This is a genomic window from Shinella zoogloeoides, from assembly GCF_033705735.1.
GTDB lineage: Bacteria > Pseudomonadota > Alphaproteobacteria > Rhizobiales > Rhizobiaceae > Shinella > Shinella zoogloeoides_A.
Genome location: NZ_CP131130.1, coordinates 3,434,102 through 3,457,927, shown reverse-complemented (window position 1 = coordinate 3,457,927; position 23,826 = coordinate 3,434,102). Strand labels below are relative to the sequence as shown.

At 65.6% G+C, this 23,826-nt stretch carries 24 protein-coding genes and 1 tRNA gene; 21 read left to right on the top strand and 4 right to left on the bottom strand.

Annotation, left to right across the window (positions count from 1 at the left end):
* Positions 1-52: 52 nt before the first annotated feature.
* From ShzoTeo12_RS17055 to ShzoTeo12_RS17035, 5 genes are all read left to right on the top strand, one after another.
* Positions 53-1,282, top strand: a complete 1,230-nt coding sequence (locus ShzoTeo12_RS17055; protein WP_318910596.1) for a phosphopentomutase — start codon at positions 53-55, stop codon at positions 1,280-1,282.
* 8 nt (positions 1,283-1,290) lie between these two features.
* Positions 1,291-2,247, top strand: coding sequence for an adenosine deaminase (locus tag ShzoTeo12_RS17050; RefSeq protein ID WP_413251158.1), 957 nt, complete (start codon positions 1,291-1,293; stop codon positions 2,245-2,247).
* Positions 2,248-2,352: 105 nt separating this feature from the next.
* Positions 2,353-2,982 carry a uracil phosphoribosyltransferase gene (gene upp / locus ShzoTeo12_RS17045; protein ID WP_064332141.1) on the top strand — a complete coding sequence of 210 codons (630 nt, stop codon included), beginning with the start codon at positions 2,353-2,355 and terminating at the stop codon, positions 2,980-2,982.
* Positions 2,983-3,167: 185 nt separating this feature from the next.
* Positions 3,168-3,872, top strand: coding sequence for a GntR family transcriptional regulator (locus ShzoTeo12_RS17040; protein ID WP_119257332.1), 705 nt, complete (start codon positions 3,168-3,170; stop codon positions 3,870-3,872).
* A 123-nt stretch (positions 3,873-3,995) separates the two neighbouring features.
* Positions 3,996-4,958 carry a dihydrodipicolinate synthase family protein gene (locus tag ShzoTeo12_RS17035; protein ID WP_119257331.1) on the top strand — a complete coding sequence of 321 codons (963 nt, stop codon included), beginning with the start codon at positions 3,996-3,998 and terminating at the stop codon, positions 4,956-4,958.
* Positions 4,959-5,212: 254 nt separating this feature from the next.
* Here the strand turns inward: ShzoTeo12_RS17035 and ShzoTeo12_RS17030 are convergent, their stop codons facing one another.
* On the bottom strand, positions 5,213-6,250 hold the full coding sequence (locus tag ShzoTeo12_RS17030; protein ID WP_318910591.1) for an Ldh family oxidoreductase: 1,038 nt from the start codon (positions 6,248-6,250) through the stop codon (positions 5,213-5,215).
* A 147-nt stretch (positions 6,251-6,397) separates the two neighbouring features.
* Between ShzoTeo12_RS17030 and ShzoTeo12_RS17025 the strand changes: the two genes are divergently transcribed.
* The 7 genes from ShzoTeo12_RS17025 to ShzoTeo12_RS16995 all read left to right on the top strand — a co-directional run bounded on the left by ShzoTeo12_RS17025 (position 6,398) and on the right by ShzoTeo12_RS16995 (position 13,975).
* Complete coding sequence (locus tag ShzoTeo12_RS17025) at positions 6,398-7,915, top strand: aldehyde dehydrogenase (NADP(+)) (RefSeq protein WP_318910589.1); 1,518 nt, start codon at positions 6,398-6,400, stop codon at positions 7,913-7,915.
* A gap of 179 nt (positions 7,916-8,094) precedes the next feature.
* Entirely contained in the window at positions 8,095-8,904 is an 810-nt protein-coding gene (locus ShzoTeo12_RS17020) for a transporter substrate-binding domain-containing protein (RefSeq protein WP_318910587.1), read from the top strand.
* Between the two features lie 70 nt (positions 8,905-8,974).
* Entirely contained in the window at positions 8,975-9,640 is a 666-nt protein-coding gene (locus tag ShzoTeo12_RS17015) for an amino acid ABC transporter permease (RefSeq protein WP_318910585.1), read from the top strand.
* Between the two features lie 12 nt (positions 9,641-9,652).
* The gene (locus ShzoTeo12_RS17010) at positions 9,653-10,303 is read left to right on the top strand and encodes an amino acid ABC transporter permease (protein ID WP_318910583.1); all 651 of its coding nucleotides are present in this window, start codon (positions 9,653-9,655) and stop codon (positions 10,301-10,303) included.
* On the top strand, positions 10,296-11,018 hold the full coding sequence (locus ShzoTeo12_RS17005; RefSeq protein WP_119257324.1) for an amino acid ABC transporter ATP-binding protein: 723 nt from the start codon (positions 10,296-10,298) through the stop codon (positions 11,016-11,018). The genes ShzoTeo12_RS17010 and ShzoTeo12_RS17005 overlap by 8 nt, the downstream gene beginning before the upstream one ends.
* A 7-nt stretch (positions 11,019-11,025) precedes the next feature.
* Complete coding sequence (locus tag ShzoTeo12_RS17000) at positions 11,026-12,276, top strand: NAD(P)/FAD-dependent oxidoreductase (RefSeq protein WP_318910580.1); 1,251 nt, start codon at positions 11,026-11,028, stop codon at positions 12,274-12,276.
* Between the two features lie 16 nt (positions 12,277-12,292).
* On the top strand, positions 12,293-13,975 hold the full coding sequence (locus ShzoTeo12_RS16995; RefSeq protein WP_318910578.1) for an aconitase X: 1,683 nt from the start codon (positions 12,293-12,295) through the stop codon (positions 13,973-13,975).
* On the opposite strand, the gene ShzoTeo12_RS16990 is transcribed toward ShzoTeo12_RS16995, so the two are convergent.
* Together ShzoTeo12_RS16990 and ShzoTeo12_RS16985 are read right to left on the bottom strand one after the other, a co-directional pair.
* Complete coding sequence (locus tag ShzoTeo12_RS16990) at positions 13,976-15,145, bottom strand: nucleotide sugar dehydrogenase (protein WP_318910577.1); 1,170 nt, start codon at positions 15,143-15,145, stop codon at positions 13,976-13,978.
* 102 nt (positions 15,146-15,247) lie between these two features.
* A tRNA-Ser gene (locus ShzoTeo12_RS16985) sits at positions 15,248-15,337 on the bottom strand.
* Positions 15,338-15,572: 235 nt separating this feature from the next.
* Here ShzoTeo12_RS16985 and ShzoTeo12_RS16980 point away from each other — a divergent pair.
* From ShzoTeo12_RS16980 to ShzoTeo12_RS16970, 3 genes are all read left to right on the top strand, one after another.
* Positions 15,573-15,887 carry a hypothetical protein gene (locus tag ShzoTeo12_RS16980; protein ID WP_318912469.1) on the top strand — a complete coding sequence of 105 codons (315 nt, stop codon included), beginning with the start codon at positions 15,573-15,575 and terminating at the stop codon, positions 15,885-15,887.
* 25 nt (positions 15,888-15,912) lie between these two features.
* The gene (msrA, locus tag ShzoTeo12_RS16975) at positions 15,913-16,563 is read left to right on the top strand and encodes a peptide-methionine (S)-S-oxide reductase MsrA (protein ID WP_318910575.1); all 651 of its coding nucleotides are present in this window, start codon (positions 15,913-15,915) and stop codon (positions 16,561-16,563) included.
* Between the two features lie 231 nt (positions 16,564-16,794).
* Complete coding sequence (locus ShzoTeo12_RS16970) at positions 16,795-17,787, top strand: BMP family lipoprotein (protein WP_119257319.1); 993 nt, start codon at positions 16,795-16,797, stop codon at positions 17,785-17,787.
* Between the two features lie 57 nt (positions 17,788-17,844).
* On the opposite strand, the gene ShzoTeo12_RS16965 is transcribed toward ShzoTeo12_RS16970, so the two are convergent.
* Positions 17,845-18,069 carry a SlyX family protein gene (locus tag ShzoTeo12_RS16965; RefSeq protein ID WP_318910572.1) on the bottom strand — a complete coding sequence of 75 codons (225 nt, stop codon included), beginning with the start codon at positions 18,067-18,069 and terminating at the stop codon, positions 17,845-17,847.
* 157 nt (positions 18,070-18,226) lie between these two features.
* Between ShzoTeo12_RS16965 and ShzoTeo12_RS16960 the strand changes: the two genes are divergently transcribed.
* Genes ShzoTeo12_RS16960 through deoC form a run of 6 tightly spaced genes read left to right on the top strand, consistent with a single transcriptional unit; the run spans position 18,227 to position 23,826 of the window.
* Positions 18,227-19,762: an ABC transporter ATP-binding protein gene (locus ShzoTeo12_RS16960; protein ID WP_119257317.1), complete on the top strand. Its 1,536-nt coding sequence runs from the start codon at positions 18,227-18,229 to the stop codon at positions 19,760-19,762.
* Complete coding sequence (locus ShzoTeo12_RS16955) at positions 19,759-20,892, top strand: ABC transporter permease (protein ID WP_119257316.1); 1,134 nt, start codon at positions 19,759-19,761, stop codon at positions 20,890-20,892. Before ShzoTeo12_RS16960 ends, ShzoTeo12_RS16955 begins: the two co-directional genes overlap by 4 nt.
* Before the next feature lie 5 nt (positions 20,893-20,897).
* On the top strand, positions 20,898-21,869 hold the full coding sequence (locus tag ShzoTeo12_RS16950; protein WP_318910570.1) for an ABC transporter permease: 972 nt from the start codon (positions 20,898-20,900) through the stop codon (positions 21,867-21,869).
* Position 21,870: 1 nt separating this feature from the next.
* Positions 21,871-22,263, top strand: coding sequence for a cytidine deaminase (locus ShzoTeo12_RS16945; protein ID WP_318910568.1), 393 nt, complete (start codon positions 21,871-21,873; stop codon positions 22,261-22,263).
* Entirely contained in the window at positions 22,260-23,072 is an 813-nt protein-coding gene (locus tag ShzoTeo12_RS16940) for a purine-nucleoside phosphorylase (RefSeq protein ID WP_318910566.1), read from the top strand. Before ShzoTeo12_RS16945 ends, ShzoTeo12_RS16940 begins: the two co-directional genes overlap by 4 nt.
* A complete protein-coding gene (gene deoC, locus ShzoTeo12_RS16935; RefSeq protein ID WP_318910565.1) occupies positions 23,065-23,826 on the top strand; it encodes a deoxyribose-phosphate aldolase in 762 nt (253 codons plus the stop codon). Before ShzoTeo12_RS16940 ends, deoC begins: the two co-directional genes overlap by 8 nt.

Below are 23,826 nucleotides of genomic sequence, written 5' to 3'. Positions count from 1 at the left end.
GACAGTCCAGCCGCCGTGCAAGCGGGCGGCGCGAACGATCGACGGGTGACATATGGCGCGGGCTTTTCTCTTCGTTCTCGATTCCTTCGGCATCGGCGGCGGACCGGATGCGGCGGCCTTCGGCGATCTCGGCGCCAACACGCTCGGCCACATCGCCGAGTTCTGCGCGGCGGGGGCCGCCGACCGGCCGGGGCTGAGACAGGGGCCGCTCCACCTTCCCAACATGTCGGCGCTCGGGCTGCTGCATGCGGCGCGCGCGGCGACCGGCTTCTTTCCAACCGGCATGGACGTGCCGCCGCGCGTCTTCGGCTATCACGGCGCGGCCAGCGAGGTTTCCAACGGCAAGGACACGCCGTCCGGCCACTGGGAGATCGCCGGCACGCCGGTCTCCTTCGACTGGGGCTACTTCCCGGCGGAGGGCTATGCCTTCGAGCCCGAGCTCGTCGAAGCGATATGCGCCGCCGGCAAGGTGTCCGGCATCCTCGGCAATTGCCACGCCTCGGGCACGGACATCATCGCAAGGCACGGCGTGGAGCACCGGCGCACCGGCAAGCCCATCTGCTACACGTCCTCCGATTCGGTCTTCCAGATCGCCGCGCATGAGGGCTCGTTCGGCCTCGACCGGCTGCTGGCCTTCTGCGAGACGGTGCGCGGAATCCTCGACGCGCGGCCGGGCGGGCGCATCGGCCGGGTCATCGCCCGGCCCTTCATCGGCGAGACGCCGGAGACCTTCGAGCGTACCGGCAACCGCCGCGACTATTCCGTGCTGCCGCCGGAGCCGACCCTGCTTGACCGGCTGGTGGAAGCCGGCCGCATGGTGCACGCCGTCGGCAAGATCGGCGACATCTTCGCCCACCAAGGCATCGGCACGCTGACCAAGGCGAACGGCAACATGGCGCTGTTCGACGCGACGCTTCGCGTGATGGACGAGGCGAAGGACGGCGACCTGGTCTTCACCAATTTCGTCGATTTCGACATGCTCTATGGCCACAGGCGGGACGTGGCCGGCTATGCGGCGGCGCTGGAGGCCTTCGACCGGCGCCTGCCGGAAGTGGACCGCAAGCTGAAGCCCGGCGATATCGTCATCCTCACCGCCGACCATGGCTGCGACCCGACCTGGCGCGGCACCGACCATACGCGCGAGCGCGTCCCGATCATGAGCTTCGGCCCGGGCATCCGCTCACGCCTCCTCGAAACCCGCACGACCTTCGCCGATATCGGCGAAAGCATCGCCCGGCATCTCGGCATCGCGCCCGGCCCGCATGGAAGGAGCTTCCTGTGACCAAAGCCATGCCCAAGGCGGAGCTGCATTGCCATATCGAAGGCGCGACGCCCCCTGCCCTCGCGCTCTCGCAGGCGCGGCGCTACGGCATCGACACGTCCGGCTTCATCCGGGACGGCGAATATGCCTGGCAGGATTTCACGAGCTTCGTCGCCAGCTACGACGCGACCGCCAATCTCTTCCGCACGGAGGAGGATTACGCGCTGCTTGCCGAAACCTATCTCAGTGAGATCGCCGGAGCCGGGGCCATCTACAGCGAGCTGATCGTCTCGCCGGACCAGGGCGACGCCGTTGGCATCGGCGCCGACGCCTATATAGCCGGCCTTGCCGAGGGTGCGGAGCGGGCGAAGGTGAAAACGGGCATCGAGACGCGGCTCCTTATCGTAGGCATCCGCCATTTCGGGCCGGAGCGGGTGGTCAGGGCCGCCGAATATGCCGCGCGCCGGCCGCATCCGCTGATCACCGGCTTCAACCTTGCCGGCGAGGAGCGCATGCACCGCGTCGCCGATTTCACCCGCGCCTTCGACATCGCCCGCGACGCCGGCCTCGGCATAACCATCCATGCAGGCGAGCTTTCCGGCGCCTTCAGCGTGCGCGACGCGCTCGACCATATCCGCCCCTCGCGCATCAGCCACGGCGTGCGCGCCATCGAGGATGCGGCGCTGGTGAAGCGGCTGGCCGACGAGGGCGTGGTGCTGGAGGTCTGCCCCGGCTCGAATGTCGCGCTCGGCGTCTTTGCCGATTTCCGGAATCATCCCTTGCGGGCGCTGCATGAGGCGGGCGTGCGCGTCACGCTCAATTCCGACGACCCGCCCTTCTTCCACACCTCGCTTGCCCGCGAATACGAGGTCGCCTCGACGATCATGGGTCTCAGCGACGCGGACATCCTCGGCATGACGCGGACCGCGATCGAGGCGGCCTTCGTCGACGAGCCGACCCGGCAGAGGCTTCTTTCCGCGCTGTGAGGCACAAGCGGGCTGGGGATGTTGCCTCCAGGCGGCTCTCTTCTCTTGCAGGTTCCGGCCGTTCCGTGGAAAAAGAAGGCATCACTTACTTTCGGAAGGTTGGCCATGGACGGCGTCACAGTCATCGATCACCCGCTCGTGCAGCACAAGCTGACCATCATGCGCAAGAAGGAAACCTCGACCGGCAGCTTCCGCCGCCTGCTGCGCGAAATCTCCACGCTGCTCTGCTACGAGGTCACGCGCGACCTGGAGCTGACCACCGCGCGGATCGAAACGCCGCTGGAGGAGATCGACGCCCCCGTGCTGGAAGGCAAGAAGCTGGTCTTCGCCTCGATCCTGCGCGCCGGCAACGGCCTGCTGGAAGGCATGCTGGAACTGGTGCCCTCGGCCCGCGTCTCGCATATCGGCGTCTACCGCGACCACGAGACGCTGGAGGCGGTCGAATATTTCTTCAAGGCGCCCGACAGCATCGACGAGCGCCTCGTCATCGTCGTCGATCCGATGCTGGCGACCGGCAATTCGGCTATCGCCGCCATCGACACGCTGAAGAGCCGCGGCGCGACGAATATCCGCTTCCTCTGCCTGCTGGCCGCGCCCGAAGGCATCAGGAGCTTCCGCGCGCACCATCCGGACGTGCCGGTCTATACCGCCTCCATCGACCGCCAGCTCAACGAGAAGGGCTATATCGTGCCCGGCCTCGGCGATGCCGGCGACCGGATGTACGGCACGAAATAGGCGCATCCGCCGGCCGGCCTGAAGGCCGCGTCACTCGATTGCGAAACGGGCGGGGGAAACCCCGCCTTTTCTTTTGCCGCCGCCTGCCGGGCGGGCTTGACGAGCGTTTCGTCAAAATGCCCACTTTAAACGATTGATAGCGCAGGCAGAGAATTGTATTTCTTTTGTCGACAAGGGGATTTTCAATGACCGATACCGATTCCAGCTCCCTGCCCGAACGAAAGCGCGGCTCCGGCGTCAAACTGGTCTATGACCTTTTGCGCGACGAGATCCTCGATCTGAAGCTCGCCCCCGGCAGCCCGATCGACGAGGTGCAGCTTGCCGAGCGGTTCAAGATGTCGCGCACGCCGATCCGCGAGGCGCTGGTGCGGCTGGCCGGCGAGGGGCTGATCGAGACCCTGCCGAACCGCTCGACCATGGTCGCGAATATCGACTTCCTCAACCTCCACACCTTCTTCGACGCGCTGGTGCTGATGTACCGGGTGACGACGCGGCTTGCGGCGCAGTATCACCGCCCGGAAGACCTCGCCATCATCCGCGGCTTTCACGAGGACTACGCCCGCTCGCTCGCCGAGCGCGACACGCTGGGCATGATCGCCAACAACGCCGCCTTCCATGCCGCCATCGCCGAGGCCGGCCGCAACCCCTATTTCACCAGCCTGTTCCGCCGGCTGCTGGACGAGGGCCGGAGGATCCTGCGGCTTTATTACCAGTCTTACGACGAGCAGTTCCCGCAGCTCTTCGTGGACGAGCATGCCGCCATCCTCGCCGCCATCGAGGCGCGCGACGTGGAGAAGGCCGACCAGCTCGGCAAGGCCCATGCCGAGCAGATCGTCGCGCAGGTGCAGAAGCTCTTCAACCGCAACGACAGGCTCGACATCGCCCTGTGACCGCCGTGTATTTTTCTTGTCGACAAATAAAATACAAGCTGCTATAACCATCATCGAGAGAGGGGGAGGCTTCGTGCAAGGTGCCGGCCGACCGCCCGACCGAACCGCCCAAAGGAGATCGACATGAAGGCCAAGATTTTTTCCGGTGTCATTCCCGCCCTGATGACCCCCTGCAAGGACGACCGCACGCCGGACTTCGACCAGCTCGTCCGCAAGGGCAAGGAGCTTATCGAGAAGGGCATGTCCGCCGTCGTCTATTGCGGCTCCATGGGTGACTGGCCGCTCCTGACGGACGAGCAGCGCATGGAAGGCGTCGAGCGCCTCGTGAAGGCCGGCATCCCGGTCATCGTCGGCACCGGCGCCGTTAACACGGCTTCGGCCGTCGCCCATGCCGCCCACGCCCAGAAGGTCGGCGCGCAGGGCCTCATGGTCATCCCGCGCGTTCTTTCCCGCGGCTCCGTCGTCGCCGCCCAGAAGAACCACTTCAAGGCGATCCTGTCGGCTGCCCCGGACCTGCCGGCTGTCATCTACAACAGCCCCTATTATGGCTTCGCCACCCGCGCCGACCTGTTCTTCGCCCTGCGCGAGGACCACAAGAACCTCGTCGGCTTCAAGGAATTCGGCGGCGCCGCCGACATGCGCTATGCGGCCGAGAACATCACCAGCCGCGACGATGACGTCTCGCTGATGATCGGCGTCGACACCTGCGTCTTCACCGGCTTCGTCGATTGCGGCGCCGTCGGCGCGATCACCGGCATCGGCTGCGTGCTGCCGAAGGAAGTGCTGCACATGTGCGCCCTCGCCCAGGCTGCCGCCAAGGGCGATGCGGATGCCCGCGCCCGCGCGCTGGAACTGGAATCGGCGCTCGCCGTTCTTTCGTCCTTCGACGAAGGCCCGGACCTCGTCCTCTACTTCAAGCACATGATGGTTCTGAAGGGCGACAAGGAATACACGCTGCACTTCAACGAGACCGACGCCCTCTCCGAGAGCCAGCGCGGCTATGTCGAATCCCAGCTCAAGCTGTTCGATACCTGGTACGGCGAATGGAGCAAGCTGCCGGGCGCCGTGCAGAAGTACAAGGCCTGATCTTCAAGCCTTCCCAAATGAGAGAAAGGCCCTCCGCAAGGAGGGCCTTTTTGATTCCTGCCGCAGGTGTAGCCCCCTCCGTCATGCTCGGGCCTGTCCCGAGCATCTGCAACGTCTCCATTCTTTCAATGCGTTGGCAGATCCTCGGCACAAGGCGAGGATGACGACAGCGGTGGGCACGGCATGCGGGAAAACTGAAAGGCCCTCCGCGAGGAGGGCCTTTTCTTTTGGTGGCAGGCGAAGGGAGGGCGCGATCAGGCGATCGCGTCCAGCCCCTTTTCCAGCAGGTGGTCGAGCTGTCCCACCTCGGCGGCCGTCAGCGTGATACCTTCCGTTTCGGACTTCGTACGGGCGACGAAGCGGCGCTGGGAGGGCAGGCGCGCGCCCTGGCCGACGATAGCCTCGAAGAGGGTTTCGGCGCGGGCGAAGGGGTCGCCGGGGCGACCCTTGGCGAAGGCTTCCGGGGACATGGCGATGATGAGCTCGCCGTGGAAGGGGGCGAGCGTCGTCGTGCCGAGATAGTCGAGCACTTCCGGGCTCGTCAGGTCGCCGATCATGATGCCGGCCAGAAGCTCGATCATCGTGCCGATGGCCGAACCCTTGTGGCCGCCGAAGGGCAGCATGGCGCCGGCGAGCGCGGCTTCCGGGTCCGTCGTCGGGTTGCCGTCGGCATCGATCGCCCAGCCCTCGGGAAGCTGCTTGCCGGCGCGGCGGTGCAGCTCGATCTCGCCGCGAGCGGCGACGGAGGTGGCGAAGTCGAAGACGTAGGGCGAGCCATTCGGGCGCGGCCAGCCGAAGGCGAAGGGATTGGTGCCGAGCAGCGGCTTGTTGCCACCCGTCGGCGCGACCGTCGCATAGCTCGGGCACATGACGAGGCCGGCAAGGCCTTCACTGGTGACGGCCTCGACTTCCGGCCAGAGGGCGGAGAAATGGGTGCAGTCGTTGATGACGAGCGCGGCGATGCCGAGCTTGCGGGCACGCTCGGCAAGGGCGGGGACGCCGAGCTCGAAGGCGGGATTGGCAAAGCCGCCCTTGGCGTTGACCTTGACGATGGCCGAGCCCTCGTTGCCGTCGAGTTCCGGCACGGCATCCGGCTTGACCTTGCCGGCCTTGACGGTGCGAAGCGCGCCTTCGATGCGGTAGATGCCGTGCGACTTGCAGGCATCCCGCTCGCCGGCGACGATGACGCGGGCAAGCGCGCCGGCCTGCACGCCGTTCAGGCCAGCCTTAAGGAAGATGGCTTCGACCCGTTCCTGAAGCGCGGCAATCGACAGAGTGGTGGTTTGCGTCATCTTTCTCTCTTCAACGGCTGGTGCCAACCTTTGCAGGTTGGCGATTGAACATTTGCATACATAGAGTATACAAGATTTCGACAAGTGCAATTCGCCCCGCCGCTTCCTATATCGGGCGAGCATCATTCCGCAAGAAAGGTACGTCAAATGGCTTTCACCCCCAACGGTAAACACCTCGTCGCAGGCGAATGGCTGGACGGCAACGGCACTTTCACCTCCTCGCCGGCCCATGGTCCCGCCCATACCTTCGCCGTCGGCACGGTCGATCTGGTGAACAAAGCGGCGGAAGCCGCGGAGGAAGCCTTCCTCAGCTACGGCTATTCCTCGCGCGCCGAGCGGGCCGCTTTCCTGCGCGCCATCGCCGACGAGATCGAGGCCCGTGCGGACGCCATCACCGAGATCGGCACCCAGGAAAGCGGCTTGCCGGTCGCGCGCCTCCAGGGCGAGCGCGGCCGCACCACCGGCCAGCTCCGCCTCTTCGCCGACCATATCGAGAAGGGCGACTATCTCGACCGCCGCTTCGACGCCGCCCTGCCGGACCGCCAGCCGGCCCCGCGCCAGGAGATCCGCCTCGTCCAGCGGCCGATCGGCCCGGTCGCCGTCTTCGGCGCCTCCAACTTCCCGCTCGCCTTCTCCACGGCCGGCGGCGACACCGCCGCCGCGCTCGCTGCCGGTTGCCCGGTCGTCGTCAAGGGCCATTCGGCCCATCCGGGTACCGGCGAGATCGTCGCCGAGGCCGTGCTCGCCGCCATCAAGAAGACCGGCGTGCATCCGGGCGTCTTCTCGCTCATCCAAGGCGGTAACCGCCAGGTCGGTGAAGCCGTCGTGCAGCATCCGCTGATCAAGGCTGTCGGCTTCACCGGGTCGCTGGCCGGCGGCCGCGCGCTCTTCAACCTCTGCGCCGCCCGTCCCGAGCCGATCCCGTTCTTCGGCGAGCTCGGCTCGGTCAACCCGATGTTCCTGCTGCCGGAAGCCATGAAGGCCCGCGCCGAAGGCCTCGGCCAGGGCTGGGCGGGCTCGCTCACCATGGGCGCCGGCCAGTTCTGCACCAATCCGGGCATCGCCATCGTCGCCGACGGCCCGGATGCGGACCGCTTCACGGCCGCCGCCGTCGAAGCCCTCGGCAAGGTCGGCGCGCAGACCATGCTGACCGACGGCATCGCCAAGGCCTATCACGACGGCAAGGCGCGCTTTGAAAGCCGCAACACCGTCAAGCCGCTTTTCACCTCCGACTCCGCCGGCCGCGACGCGCTTCCGAACCTCTTCGAGATCTCCGGCGAGCAGTTCCTTGCCGACCATGCGCTCTCCGAAGAAGTCTTCGGCCCGCTCGGCCTCGTCGTGCGCGTTTCCTCGGTCGACGAGATGCAGCAGCTTGCCCGCAATTTCGAGGGCCAGCTCACGGCGACCATCCACATGGATGCCGGCGACCTCGACGATGCGAAGCGCCTGCGTCCGATCCTCGAGCGCAAGGCCGGCCGCGTTCTGATCAACGGCTTCCCGACGGGCGTGGAAGTGGTCGATTCCATGGTGCATGGCGGCCCCTATCCGGCCTCGACGAATTTCGGCGCGACGAGCGTCGGCACCATGTCGATCCGCCGTTTCCTGCGCCCGGTTTCCTACCAGAACATGCCGGAAGGCCTGCTGCCTGAGGATTTCCTCAACTGATTCAAGCCGCTGGCTTACACCGGGCCGGGTTTTCCGCGAGGGAGACCCGGCCCATTTATTTTCTCCGATAGGGATATACTTTTTGTATATTTTTTGTATTTTATGAGACGGGTTTACGCTCTTGGCGCAGGACGGACCTCCGCCCGCGTGAACTGCCAGATCAATCCAGGGAGAGAGTAATGAAGAAGACCTCGGTCCTCGCCTTCGGCCTCGTTGCCGCCACCGCTCTGACCAGCCCGGCCAAGGCCGACAAGCTGGACGACATCATCTCGTCCGGCACGCTGCGCTGCGCCGTCGTTCTCGACTTCCCGCCGATGGGCTCGCGTGACGAGAACAACAACCCGATCGGCTTCGACGTCGATTACTGCAACGACCTCGCCAAGGCGCTCGGCGTCACGGCCGAGATCGTCGAAACGCCCTTCCCGGAACGTATCCCGGCTCTGATGTCCGGCCGCGTCGACGTCGGCGTCGCCTCGACCTCCGACACGCTGGAGCGTGCCAAGACCGTCGGCATGACCGTTCCCTACTTCGCCTTCCAGATGGCCGTCACGGCCAACGACAAGTCGGGCGTCAAGTCCTTCGAGGACATGAAGGGCAAGACGGTCGGCGCCACTGCCGGCACGTTCGAAGCCATCGCGCTCGAAAAGTCGGTCAAGGAATGGGGCGTCGGCGAATTCCGTCCGTACCAGACCCAGGCTGACGTCTTCCTCGCCCTCAGCCAGGGCCAGATCGACGCTACGGTCTCCACCTCGACGGTTGCCCAGTCCAACGTCAAGAGCGGCAAGTTCGCCGGCATCTCCGTCGTCGGCAACGCTCCCTACGATATCGATTATGTCGCGCTCTTCACCAACCGCGAAGAATACGGCCTGATCAACTACCTGAACCTCTTCATCAATCAGCAGGTTCGCACCGGCCGCTACAACGAACTCTACGAAAAGTGGGTTGGTGGCGAGGTACCGTCCCTTTCGATCAACGGCGTTTATCGCTAATCTGCCGTTTTGAAGGCGGCGCGGAAGCCTCTTCCGCGCCGCTGATCGTTTCCGAAGGGTGAGACGGCACATGTTCAGTTACAATTTCCATTGGAATCAGGCGTTCAAGGCCCTCCCGCAGATGCTGGACGGTGCTTTGGTGACGCTGCAGATCGCCCTGCTTTCCATGGCCATCGGCCTGGTGGTCGCGTTGGCGCTGACGCTCTTCCGGCTGTCGGGCAACCGCATCCTGAGCGGCTTCGCCACGGCCTGGGTCGAAATCGCGCGCAACACGCCGGCCCTCTTCCAGATCTACATGGCCCATTTCGGCCTCGGCAATTTCGGCATCCACCTCAGCCCCTATACGGCGCTCCTGGTCGGCATCGCCTTCAACAATGCCGGCTATCTCGCGGAGAACTTCCGCGGCGCGCTGAAGGCGATCCCGGAGACGCAGACGCGGGCCGGCCGATCGCTCGGCATGACCTCGCTGCAGGCCTTCCGCTACATCGTGCTGCCGCAGATGCTGCGCGTCGCCTTCCTGCCGGCCACCAACCAGATGGTCTGGGCGATCCTGATGACCTCGCTCGGCGTCACCGTCGGCATGAACACGGACCTTGCCGGCATCACGCAGGAACTGAACGCCCGTTCGTTCCGCACCTTCGAGTTCTTCGCGCTCGCGGCGGTGATCTACTACGTCATCGCCAAGATCGTGACGCTGGCGGCACGCCTCGCCGCCGCGCGCATGTTCCGCTACTGAGAGGGGTAAACCATGTTCGATACCGCTCTCACCTGGGCCGATCTCGGCTTCCTCGCGCAAGGCGCCCTGATGACGCTTGCCGTCACCGCCGTCTCCGTGCTTGCCGGAACCATCCTCGGCGTCATCTTCGGCGTCATCCGCAACCAGGCCGGCTCCTACTGGTCGATGCCGCTCACCTTCCTGCTCGACATCTTCCGTTCCGTGCCGCTGCTCATCCAGCTCGTGCTCGGCAACGCGCTGCAGTCGATCATGAAGCTCGGCTGGGCGCCCTTCACCACCTCCTGCGTGGTGCTGTCGCTCTATACGGCGGCCTATTGCACCGAGATCGTGCGCGGCGGCATTTCCTCCGTTCCGCCAACCACGCGCCGCGCGGCCCGCTCGCTCGGCATGACCTGGTGGCAGGACATGCGCTACATCGTGGCCCCGCTCGCCACGCGCGTCTCGCTGCCCGCCTGGATCGGCCTGACGCTCGGCGTCATGAAGGACTCCGCCCTCGTGCTCTGGCTCGGCCTGATCGAGCTCCTGCGCGCTTCGCAGATCCTCGTCACGCGCCTGCAGGAACCGCTGTTCATCCTGCTCATCTGCGGCGCCATCTACTTCATCATCAGCTTCCCCATCGCCCGGCTGGGCGGGTATCTCGAAAGACGGTGGTCCAATGATTGAGATCGAAAACGTCCGCAAATCCTTCGGCCAGCTCGAAGTCCTGAAGGGGATCAACCTCACCGTCCAGAAGGGCGAGGTCCTGACCATCATCGGCGGTTCGGGCTCGGGCAAGTCGACGCTGCTCACCTGCATCAACGGTCTGGAGACCATCGACGCCGGCCGCATCGTCGTCGACGGCACGGATGTGCATGCCAAGGGCACCGACCTCAACAAGCTGCGCCGCAAGCTCGGCATCGTGTTCCAGCAGTTCAACGCCTTCCCGCACCTGACGGTGCTGGAGAACGTCATGCTGGCGCCGGTCAAGGTGCTGGGCCAGTCCAAGGCCGAAGCCGAGGCGATGGCCGTCAAGCAACTCACCCATGTCGGCCTCGGCGACAAGCTCAAGGTCTATCCGAGCCGCATGTCGGGCGGCCAGCAGCAGCGCATGGCGATCGCCCGCGCGCTCGCCATGTCGCCGGCCTACATGCTGTTCGACGAAGTGACCTCGGCGCTCGACCCGCAGCTCGTCGGCGAAGTGCTCGACACGCTGCGCATGCTCGCCTCCGAGGGCATGACGATGATCTGCGTCACGCACGAAATGAAGTTCGCCCGCGAAGTCTCCGACCGCGTCGCCTTCTTCCACAAGGGCGTGATGGCCGAGATCGCTCCGCCGGAAGAACTCTTCGGCGCACCGAAGGACCCGGAATTGCAGGCGTTCCTCGCCGCTACCCACTGAGGCAAAAATGCAGACTGAAATCGAGCCCGGCGTCGTCGTCATCGGCGCCGGCGTGGTCGGCCTTTCCGCGGCCATCGCCTTGCAGGCCCGGGGCCTTGCCGTCACCGTCCTCGAACGCGAGGGCCCGGCGGCCGGCGCGTCCGCCGGAAACGCCGGCGCCTTCGCCTTCACCGACATCCTGCCGCTCGCGTCTCCCGGCATCCTGAAGAAGGCGCCGAAATGGCTGCTCGATCCGCTCGGGCCGCTCTCCGTGCCGCCATCCTATGCGCTGCAGATCGCGCCGTGGATGTTCCGCTTCTGGCGTGCCTGCTCGGCAAGCCGCGTCGCCCATTCCATGACCGCGCAGACCGCGCTGATGGACCTTTCCAAGGCCGAGCTGGAGCCGTTCCTGGCCGAGACCGGCACGCTCTCCATGCTGCGCAAGGAAGGCAATCTGCAGGTCTATGAAAGCCAGGCCGAGCTCGACGCCTCGCTGCCCGGCTGGAAGGCGCGCGCCGAACACGGCATCGAATTCCGTCATATGGGCGCCGCCGAGATGGCGACGATCCAGCCCGGCCTTGCGCCGCGCTTTACCCATGGCACCTTCACGCCCGGCTGGTACTCGATCGCCGACCCCAAGCTCTACACGCTGGCGCTGGCCGATCATTTCCGCGCCAGGGGCGGCAGGATCGAGCGCGCCGAGGTTTCCAGCCTGCACCCAATCGAGGGCGGCGTGGAAATCCGCACGACGGACGGCCGGACGGTGAGGGCGCGCAAGGTCGTGCTCGCGGCCGGTGCCTTCTCGCATCAGGTCGCCCGTTCGCTGGGCGAAAACATCCCGCTCGAAACCGAGCGCGGCTACAACACGACGCTGCCGGCCGACGCCTTTGACCTGCGCACGCAGGTCACTTTCGGCGGCCATGGCTTCGTCGTTACCCGGCTTTCGACCGGCATCCGCGTTGGCGGCGCGGTGGAGCTTGGCGGACTGAAGCTACCGCCGAACTTCCGCCGGTCGGAAGCCATGCTGGAAAGGGCGCGCGCCTTCCTGCCGGGCCTGAAGCCCGAGGGCGGCGTGCAGTGGATGGGCTTCCGCCCCTCGCTGCCCGACAGCCTGCCGGCCATCGGCCGCGCCCGCGCGACGCCCGATGTCGTCTACGCCTTCGGCCATGGTCATCTCGGCCTCACCCAATCGGCGGGCACCGCCCGCCTCGTCGCCGACCTCCTCACCGATGGAAAGACGGCGATCGACATCGCCTCCTTCTCGCCGCAACGTTTCTAGCCGAAGGACCCGCTCCATGGCCGACCTCTCCGCCCGCAGCATCCTTGCCGGAACAGCCTCCGGTCCGATCATCGCAGCCGGGGAGGCGCTGAGCTTCTGGGGCGGCGTGGATCCGGCGACGGGCCGGGTCATCGACGTGCACCATCCGCTGCATGGCGCCACCATCACCGGCGGCATCCTGATGATGCCGTCGAGCCGTGGTTCCTGCACGGGTTCCGGCGTACTGCTCGACCTCGCGCTGACCGGCCGTGCGCCGGCGGCGCTGATCTTCAGCGAGGCCGAGGACGTGCTGACGCTCGGCGCGCTGATTGCCGCGGAAATGTTCGGCAAGGAACTGCCGGTGCTGCGCCTGTCACACGACGCCTTCGATGCGCTCTGTCGCGCGAAGACGGCGAGGATCGGTCAGACGAGCATAGAAGCGGACGGGCTCACCATCCCCGTCGCCCCGCCGGCCACCGCCGCGCTCGACCTCACCGAAGACGACCACGCCATGCTTGATGGCCGCGACGGCGTTGCCGTGCAGCTTGCCCTGCGCATCACCGCCGCCATGGCCGCGCAGCAGGGCGCGACGAAGCTGGTCGACGTGGTGCAGGGCCATATCGACGGCTGCATCTATGCCAGCCCTGCCAATCTCACCTTTGCGGAAAAGATGGCCGACATGGGCGCGAAGGTGCGCGTGCCGACCACGATGAACGCCATTTCCGTCGACCGGGCGAGCTGGGAAAAGCAGGGCGTGCCGCATGATTTCGGCGACCCGGCCGCCCGCCTTGCCGACGCCTATGTGCGCATGGGCTGCCGCCCGACCTTCACCTGTTCCCCCTACCTTCTCGACAGCGCGCCAAAGACGGGCGAGGCCATCGCCTGGGCGGAATCCAATGCTGTGATCTTCGCCAATACCGTGCTCGGCGCACGCACGGCCAAGCACCCGGATTTCCTCGATCTCTGCATCGCGCTCACCGGCCGTGCGCCGCTGTCGGGCGTCTATCTCGAAGAGCATCGCAAGGCCAAGCGCGTGATCGACGTGACGCTGCCGGAAAATGTGGACGACGCCTTCTGGCCGCTCGTCGGCTATCTCGCCGGCCGCGCCGCGCCTGACCGCATTCCGCTGCTCACCGGCCTTGCCGCCGCAAAGCCGACGCGCGACGACCTGAAGGCGCTCTGCGCCGCCTTCGGCACCACCTCCGCCGCGCCGATGCTGCATATCGAGGGCGTGACGCCCGAGGCGGACGGCGCTGCCGCTGCCGACGCCGACCGGGTTTCGATAACCCGCGCCGACATGGTCGAAGTCTGGCGGATGTTCAACGACGGACCGGCCGAGGTGGAACTCGTCGCCATCGGCAGCCCGCATGCCTCGGCCTCCGAATGTCGCGCGCTGGCCGATGCGCTTGGCGACCGCAAGCGGCACGAGAGCGTTGCGGTGATCGTCACGGCGGGACGCGATATCATGGCGGAGGCGGGCGACGTGCTGGCGCGGCTGAGGGCCAGCGGCGTGCAGGTCCTGCCAGATCTGTGCTGGTGCTCGATCTCCGAGCCGGTCTTCCCGCCGAAGACGCGCACGCTCATCACCAATTCCGGCAAATATGCCCATTACGGCCCGGGCCTTTCCGGCCGCACCGTGCGTTTCGGCAACCTTGCCGATTGCATCGAGGCGGCGCTGACCGGCCGCGTGCCGCCGCGCCTGCCGGCCTGGCTTTCCTGATCAGTCCCGCCCGAAGACGTCGCGCGTATAGACCTTGTCCGCGACGTCATCGAGCTCTTCGGCGCGCCGGTTGGCGATGATGACGCCGGCGCGGCGCTTGAAGTCCTCGAGATCGCGCACGATCTCGGAGCGAAAGAACGTATCCTCCGCGAAATCCGGCTCGTAGATGATGACGGGGATGCCCTTCGCCTTGATGCGCTTCATGATGCCCTGGATGGAGGATTCGCGGAAATTGTCCGAATCCTTCTTCATGGTGAGGCGATAGACGCCGACGACCTCGGGATCGCGCCCGACGATGTCGGCGGCGAGGAAATCCTTGCGCGTCGTGTTGGCGTCGACGATGGCGCGGATCAGGTTCTGCGGCACGTCGCTGAAATTGGAGAGAAGCTGGCGCGTATCCTTCGGCAGGCAATAGCCGCCATAGCCGAAGGACGGATTGTTGTAGTGCTGGCCGATGCGCGGATCGAGCCCGACGCCCTCGATGACCTGCCGCGTGTCGATGCCATGGGTCATGGCATAGCTGTCGAGCTCGTTGAAATAGGCGACGCGCATGGCGAGATAGGTATTGGCGAAGAGCTTGATCGCCTCCGCCTCGCCCGAGCCGGTGAAGAGCACCGGCACGTCTTCCTTCACCGCGCCCTGCTGGAGCAGCCCGGCGAACTGGCGCGCCTCCGGCGTGTCCGCCCCCATGACGATGCGCGATGGATGGAGGTTGTCGTAGAGCGCCTTGCCCTCGCGCAGGAATTCCGGCGAGAAGACGATGCGCTCGTCCTTGCGCGCCTCGCGCAGCCAGGCGGTATAGCCGACGGGAATGGTGGACTTGATGACGATGGTGGCGTTCGGATTGACCTGCCGCACGTCCTCGATCACCGCCTCCACGCTGCTCGTGTCGAAGTAGTTGCTCGTCGGATCGTAGTTGGTCGGCGTCGCGACGATGACAAAGTCGGCTTTTGCGAAGGCTCCCACCTTGTCGTTCGTGGCCTTGAGACGCAACGGTTTCGTGCGCAGGTAATCCTCGATCTCCGCATCGGCGATGGGCGAGATACCGGCGTTCAGTTGCGCGACACGTTGCTCGTTGAGGTCGTAAGCGATGACATCGTTGTGCTGAGCAAGAAGCACGGCGTTGGAAAGACCGACATATCCGATGCCGGCCACGGAGATATTGGCCATGAACAATCCGTCTGGAAACTGAAGACTTGTACTGCGGTTGCAGCCGACTAGGCATCAAGCCGAAATGGTTTTCAAGCCCGTTATCGGATCAAGGGGAAATGATGGCGGACAGAGAGGGATTCGAACCCTCGATAGAGTTTCCCCTATACACGCGTTCCAGGCGTGCGCCTTCAACCACTCGGCCACCTGTCCGTCCGCTCGCTGCCGGTGGTCAGTCCGGCGCGGGTCGCTTTCCTGTTTCCATTCCGGCGAGACGGCGCGATATATACCGAGGTTTCACGCAGGATCAACCGCTTTCTGACAGATTCTTGAAGGTTATTCGTTCCGCCGTGAAGGATTGCGCAAACCGGGCCGTCTTCCTATCTATAGGCAGGAATGAAGCGGAGCGGATTCCGGCTCCGGCAGGCGGCACCGGGAGGGTGCGATGATACGGTTCGTGCTCAGAGCCCTCAGTCTCGTTGCCCTCGTCATCGCCGTCATGGCGGGCACGATCGACGCGATCCAGTCCGTCTCGGCTTCCGAACCGGTGCTAACGCCGCTCGCCGTCGCCTGGAGCACGGCAAGCCCCGATACGATCGCCCTCGTCGCCGACGGCATCATGCGCAAGTTCCCCTATGCCTGGGACCCGGCCGCGCTGTGGGTGCTCTCGCAGCCCGCCTTCGCGGTGCTCCTGGTTCTTTCGCTGTTCTTCTGGGTGATCGCCTACAGGCGGCCGCCCGTCGCGGGCCGCTTCACGGCCTGAAACCACATCCCTGCAGGAGACCCCGATGTTCCTGATCGACATGTTCAACAAGAAGACCGTCATGCCCGCGCCCGAGGCGGCGCTTCCCGGGCGCGACGCGCCCATCCCGACATCCGCCACGCATTTCGTCAACGGGCGCGCGCTGAAGGGGCCCTATCCGGCGGGCTTCAAGACCGTGCTGCTCGGCATGGGCTGCTTCTGGGGCGCCGAGCGGCTGCTCTGGCAGATCCCCGGCGTCTGGGTGACGGCGGCCGGCTATTCCGGCGGCTTCACGCCCAACCCGACCTATCACGAGACGACCACCGGCCTGACCGGCCATACGGAAGTGGTGCTCGTCGTCTACGATCCCGCCGAGGTCTCGCTGCAAACCCTGCTGAAGGCCTTCTTCGAGGCGCACGACCCGACCCAGGGCATGCGCCAGGGCAACGATATCGGCACGACGTACCGCTCGGCGATCTATCTCGAGGACGAGGCGGACCTTGCGACGGCGCGGCGTGCGCGCGACGTCTACCAGGCGGCGCTGACGGCGGCGGGGCGGACGGACCGCATCACCACGGAGATCGGGAAGGCCGGGCCGTTCTATTTCGCCGAGGATGTGCACCAGCAGTATCTCGCCAAGAATCCGGGCGGTTACTGCGGCTTGCGCGGCACGGGGGTCTCCTGCGCCATCGGCTGAACATGGCCGGCTTTTTCAACAGGTTCGGGCCGCCGCGAACGAGGTTTTCCACCTCCGATCGCAGCGGCCCCGCATTTTTTACCAACTGAAAAATTTCTGGTGAATTTTTCCGAGAGGCGTGCAAGGATGCCGCCAGCCTGACCCAAGGGAACGGGTCGGTGGCTCCGTCGCGCGCCTGTCATGCGCTGCGCGGAAGGTCCCTATAAGATCAATAGCGAACAGGGCTGAACAATGAAAAAGACCCTTCTCACCCTTCTTGCCACGGCCGCCATGTCGGCCAGCGCGCTCGCCGCGGACATCAAGCCGGCAATCATCTATGACCTCGGCGGCAAGTTCGACAAGTCGTTCAACGAAGCGGCCTATAACGGCGCGGAAAAGTTCAAGGCCGAGACGGGCATCGAATACCGCGATTTCGAGATCGCCAACGACGCGCAGCGCGAGCAGGCCCTGCGCCGCTTCGCCAGCGACGGCAACAATCCGATCGTCATGGCCGGCTTCTCCTGGGCCGCGCAGCTCGAGAAGGTCGCGGCGGAATATCCCGACACCAAGTTCGCCATCATCGACATGGTGCTCGACAAGCCGAATGTCCGCTCGGTCGTCTTCAAGGAAGAAGAGGGCGGGTGGCTCGCCGGCATCCTCGCCGGCATGGCGTCCAAGACCAAGACCGTCAGCTTCGTCGGCGGCATGGACATCCCGCTGATTCACAAGTTCGCCTGCGGCTATATCGGCGGCGCGAAGTCCCTCGGCCCGGACTATAACGTCCTCGAAGCCTATACGGGCACGACGCCGGACGCCTGGAACGACCCGGTCAAGGGCGGCGAGATCGCCAAGTCGCAGTTCGACCAGGGTTCGGACGTGGTCTACCACGCTGCCGGCGGCACGGGCGTCGGCGTCCTGCAGGCCGCGGCGGATGCCGGCAAGCTCGGCATCGGCGTCGATTCCAACCAGAACGGCCTGCATCCCGGCAAGGTCCTGACCTCGATGGTCAAGCGCGTCGACGTCGCCGTCTACGATGCCTTCATGTCGGCCAAGGAAGACAAGTTCCAGCCCGGCATCAACGTGCTCGGCCTCAAGGAAAACGGCGTCGACGTCGCCATGGACGAGAACAACGCCCCGCTCATCACTCCGGAAATGAAGGCCGCCATCGACAAGGCGCGCGCCGACATCATTGCCGGCACGGTGAAGGTACACGACTACATGTCGGACGAGACCTGCCCCTACTAAGGCCTGTCGAACGGCCCGCTTGCGGCGACGCAGGCGGGCCGATTCCGTTCTGCCTGCTCAATAATGCGGCGGGCGGGTAATGGCCGGGGCATCGAGAGACCCCTCTTCCAATGCGAGGAAACGTTCCGTGAGCCGGTCGAGCTTCGAGCGCACCTGCTCGACGACGCGCCATTGCTCGGCGAGCTGGTCGGAAAGCTCCTCGATCGTCTGCGCCTGATGGGCGACATGCTCCTCCAGGCGGGCGATGCGCTCGGCCTGGCTGTCTAGGGAAGAATGGGACATGGTCGGGGCTCTCCTCGTCGGTCGGGGCCGGTCGAACGAGCTATAGCGGCCCTGGACGGCACCCGCAATCGGACTGGACAAGCGCTGCGGAAGCAACAAGACTAAGACCGATCGGCCCACGGCCGCCGGCCCCGAATCCCCGTAAGAGTGGATCGTCATGAACGAACTGGCAATCGAACTAAAGGGCATCGACAAGAGCTTCGGCCTCGTCCACGCCAACCGGAACATCAACCTGAAGGTCCGCAAAGGCACCATTCACGGTATCATCGGCGAGAACGGCGCCGGAAAATCCACCCTCATGTCGATCCTCTACGGCTTCTACCAGGCCGACCACGGCGACATCGTGATCAACGGGCAGACGGCCGATATCCGCGACCCCAACGCCGCCATCGCGGCCGGCATCGGCATGGTGCACCAGCACTTCATGCTGGTCGAGAACTTCACCGTGCTGGAGAACATCATGCTCGGCGCGGAGGAGAGCCAGATCCTCAATGCCGGCATCACCAAGGCACGCGCCGAGTTGAAGCGGCTGGAGAAGGAATATGCGCTGGAGGTCGATCCCGACGCAGTGATCGAGGAACTGCCGGTCGGCATCCAGCAGCGCGTGGAAATCCTCAAGGCCCTCTACCGCAAGGCCGACATCCTCATCCTCGACGAGCCGACGGGCGTGCTCACGCCGGCCGAGGCCGACCATCTCTTCCGCATCCTCCAGCAATTGAAGGAGCAGGGAAAGACGGTCCTCCTCATCACCCACAAGCTGCGCGAGATCATGGCGATCACCGACGAAGTCTCCGTCATGCGCCGCGGCGAGATGGTGGCGACGCGCACGACGAAGGAAACCTCCGTCGAGGAACTGGCCGAGCTGATGGTCGGCCGCCGCGTGCTCCTGCGCGTCGAGAAAGGCGAGGCCAGGCCCGCCGACGTCAAGCTCTCGGTGAAGAACCTCACCGTGCGCGACAGCCGCGGCGTCACCATGGTCGACGACGTCTCCTTCGATATCCGCGCCGGCGAGATCGTCGGCATCGCCGGCGTTGCAGGCAACGGCCAGTCGGAGCTGCTGGAGGCGATCTCCGGCATCCGCCGCGCCCGGGCCGGCACCGTGCTGCTCAATGGCAGCCCCATCGACGTGACAGGCAATGCCGATCCGGCGGAACTGCGCAAGCGGGGCCTCGCCCATGTGCCGGAAGACCGCCACCATGTCGGCCTCGTCCTGAAGTTCGACGAGAGCGAGAATGCCATCCTCGGCTATCACGACGATCCGAAATACCGGAAGGGCCTGCTGCTCGACATCGACGCAATCCGCGCCGAGGCGGAGGAGAAGATCGCCGCCTACGATATCCGCCCGCCGAACCCGCGGCTGAAGACCGCCAATTTTTCCGGCGGCAACCAGCAGAAGATCGTGCTGGCGCGCGAGATGGAGCGTGGGCCCGACGTGCTGATCATCGGCCAGCCGACGCGCGGCGTCGATGTCGGCGCCATCGAATTCATCCACAGGCGCATCATCGAGATGCGCGACCAGGGCAAAGCCGTGCTGCTCGTCTCCGTCGAGCTCGACGAGATCCGCGCGCTGTCCGACCGTATCCTGGTGATGTTCGCCGGCCGCGTCGTCGGCGAGCGCGCCCCCGATGCCTCTGAAGGAGAACTCGGCCTGTTGATGGCCGGCGTGGAAGGCTCGAAGGAGGCCGCCGAATGAGTGTTCCCTATGCGAAGCTGCCGGCCTGGGCGGAATATGGCCTCATTCCGCTGGTCAACCTCGCCGTCGCCTTCCTGATTTCCGGCCTCGTCGTGCTGATCGTCGGCGAGAGCCCGCTGCAGGCCGCCTACCACATGGTCAACGGCGCCTTCGGCCGCGGCGAATATATCGGCTTCACGCTCTATTATACGACGACCTTCATCTTCACCGGCCTTGCCGTGGCGGTCGCCTTCCATTGCGGCCTCTTCAATATCGGCGGCGAGGGGCAGGCCTATATCGGCGGCATCGGCGTGACGCTGGCCTGCCTTGCCTTCGACCATACGCTGCCCTGGTATCTGCTCTTCCCCATCGCCATTGCCGGCGCCGCCTTCTTCGGCGCACTCTGGGCGCTGATCCCCGGCTGGCTGCAGGCCAAGCGCGGCAGCCATATCGTCATCACGACGATCATGTTCAACTTCATCGCCGCGAGCCTGATGAACTACCTGCTCAACAAGGTGTTCAAGCCGCTCGGCTCCATGTCGCTCGAAACCCGCACCTTCGAAGCGGGCGGGCAGCTTCCCAAGCTCGACTGGCTGATGAATATCTTCGGGCTTTCCGTCGGCACCGCGCCGTTCAACATCTCCTTCCTGCTGGCGCTTGTCGCCGCCTTCGGCGTCTGGGTGCTGATCTGGCGCACGAAGCTCGGCTACGAGATGCGCACCATGGGCCACAGCCCCGCCGCCGCGCGCTATGCCGGCATCAAGGAATCGCGGATCATCATCATCACCATGATGATCTCCGGCGGCCTAGCCGGCATGATGGCGCTGAACCCGATCATGGGCGAGCAGTTCCGCATGCAGCTCGATTTCGTGCAGGGCGCCGGCTTCGTCGGCATTGCCGTGGCGCTGATGGGCCGCTCGCATCCGGCGGGCATCATTCCCGCCGCCCTCCTCTTCGGCATGCTCTACCAGGGCGGGGCGGAGATCTCCTTCGAGATGCCCTCCATCTCCCGCGACATGATCGTCATCATCCAGGGCCTCGTGATCCTCTTCGCCGGCGCGCTCGAGCACATGTTCCGTCCGGCCATCACGCGGATCATCCTCGGCCTCTCGCCGAAGACGCGCGACGTCGCCGCCACCAAGGGAGCCTGATCGCCATGGATTTCTTTCAGGTCATCATCGAGCTGGCACAATCGACCGTCCGCCTTTCGACGCCGCTGATCCTCGCAGCGCTTGCCGGCCTCTTCACCGAGCGGGCCGGCGTCTTCGACATCGGCCTCGAAGGCAAGATGCTGGGCGCGGCCTTCGCCGCGGGCACCGTCTCCTATCTTACCCAATCGGTGGCGATGGGGCTTTCGGCCGCCATCCTCATTTCCGTGCTGCTCTCGCTGGTGCACGGCTATGCCTCGATCACCCAGCGCGGCAGCCAGATCGTCTCGGGCGTCGCCATCAATTTCGTCGTCGCCGGCGCCACCGTCATCCTCGGCCAGGCCTGGTTCGGCCAGGGCGGGCGCACGCCGGCGCTTTCCGACAGCGGCCGCTTCGGCACGATCAGACTGCCCTTCGCGGATGCCGTCCGCGACGTGCCGATCCTCGGCCCGATCTATTCGGGCCTGCTTTCCGGCCATTCGCCGCTCACCTGGCTCGCCTTCCTGATGGTGCCGGTGAGCTGGTGGATCCTCTATCGCACGCGCTTCGGCCTTCGCCTGCGCGCCGTCGGCGAGAATCCGAGCGCGGTCGACACGGCCGGCATCTCGGTGCTCTGGCTGCGCTACCGCGCCGTCATCTGCTGCGGCATCCTGTGCGGCATTGCCGGCGCCTACCTGTCGCTGGCCGCCAATGCCGGCTTCACCAAGGGCATGACGGCGGGCAAGGGCTATATCGCGCTCGCCGCCCTCATCTTTGCCAAGTGGCGGCCGAAGAATATCCTCTTCGCCTGCCTGCTCTTCGGCTTCCTCGACGCCTTCGCCATCCGCTACCAGGGCTATGCCTTCCTGCTGATCGGCAAGGTGCCGGTGCAGCTCATGCAGGCGCTGCCCTATATCCTGACGGTGATCCTGCTCGCAGGCTTCATCGGCAAGGCCATTCCGCCCAAGGCCGGCGGCGTGCCCTACGTCAAGGAGCGATGAAATGTCCCACGACCTCTTCGAGGCGGCGCGCGCGGCCATGCGCCTCGCCTATGCGCCCTATTCCAAGTTCCCGGTCGGCGCGGCGATCCGCGCCGAGGACGGCAAGATCTATGCCGGCGCCAATATCGAGAACATCTCCTTCCCGCAGGGCTGGTGCGCCGAGCCGACGGCGATCAGCCAGATGATCATGGCCGGCAACAGGAAGATCGTCGAGATGGCGGTGATCGCGGAAAAGCTGCCGCTCTGCCCGCCCTGTGGCGGTTGCCGGCAGAAGATCGCGGAATTCGCCGCGGCGAAGACGCCGATCTATCTGTGCGACGAGACCGGCGTGAAGAAGACCATGACCATGGAAGACCTGCTGCCGCACGGCTTTGCGACGGACACGATCGGATGAGCGCGGCAACGACCGACCTCCTGATCTCCCGCCTCGGCGGCGTCGCGCCGCGCTACGGCATCGTGCTCGGCTCGGGCCTCGGCAAGCTGGTAGAGGCCGTGCGCGATCCGTTGCGCATCCCCTATTCGGATCTGCCGAGCTTTCCGCAGAGCAGCGTCTCCGGCCATGCCGGCGAAATGGTCATCGGCTTTCTCGGCGCGGTGCCGGTCGTCATGCTGTCCGGCCGGGTGCACTATTACGAGCGGGGCGACGCCAATGCCATGCGCACGCCCATCGAGGTGCTGAAGGGGCTCGGCGTCACCTCGCTGATCCTCACCAATTCGGCAGGCTCGCTGCGCGAGGACATGCCGCCCGGCTCGGTGATGCGCATTTCCGACCACATCAATTTTTCCGGTACCAACCCGCTGATCGGTCTCGAAAGCGACGACCGCTTCGTCGGCATGACGAATGCCTATGACGCGGACCTTGCCGCGCGCATGGAGGCGGCGGCGGCGAAGCTCGACATCCCGCTTTCGAGCGGCGTCTACATGTGGTTCTCCGGGCCGAGCTTCGAGACGCCGGCGGAGATCCGCATGGCCCGCGTCCTCGGCGCGGATGCCGTCGGCATGTCGACCGTGCCGGAGGTGCTGATCGCACGGCATATCGGCCTCAGGGTCGCGGCCGCCTCGGTCATCACCAATTTCGGCGCCGGCATGACGGGCGCCGAGCTCAGCCATCACGAAACCAAGGACATGGCCCCGATCGGCGGAAAGCGGCTTGCCGCCATCCTCGCCGGGATGATCGCGGGCGGAGACGACGACCATGCATGAGGATACGGCGAAGGCAGCCCTTTCGCTGCTCGACCTGACCGACCTGACCGACACCTGCGACGAAGCCGCCATCGAGACGCTCTGCGCGAAGGCACAGACGCCGTTCGGCCCGGTTGCCGCCATCTGCATCTGGCCGCGCTTCGTGGCGCAGGCGCGCGGCATCCTCGGCGCCGGCCATGCGGTGAAGATCGCGACCGTCGTCAATTTCCCCTCCGGCGACTTGCCGGTCGCCACCGTCGTCGCCGGGATGCGGCAGGCGATCGCCGACGGCGCGGACGAGATCGACCTCGTCATTCCCTATCGCGACTTCATTGCCGGCGACGAAGAGGCCGTGACGGAAATGGTGGCGGCCGTAAGAGCCGCCTGCCCGCCGCCCGTTCTTCTCAAGACAATTCTTGAAACCGGGGAACTGAAGGACCCGGCCCTGATCCGCGAGGCTTCCGACCTTGCCATCGCCGCCGGCAGCGACTTCATCAAGACCTCCACCGGCAAGGCGGCCGTGAATGCCACGTTGCCGGCCGCCGGGATCATGCTGAACGCCATCAAATCGAGCGGCAAGCCGGTCGGCTTCAAGCCGGCGGGCGGCGTGCGCACCGTGGCGGATGCGGGTGACTATCTCGCACTCGCCGCCGCGATCTTGGGAGAAAGCTGGGCGACGCCGAAAACCTTCCGCTTCGGCGCCTCCGGCCTCCTCGACGACATTCTCGCCGTGCTCGGCGGTCGGCCCGCGCCGGCGGCGCCTGCGAGCTACTGA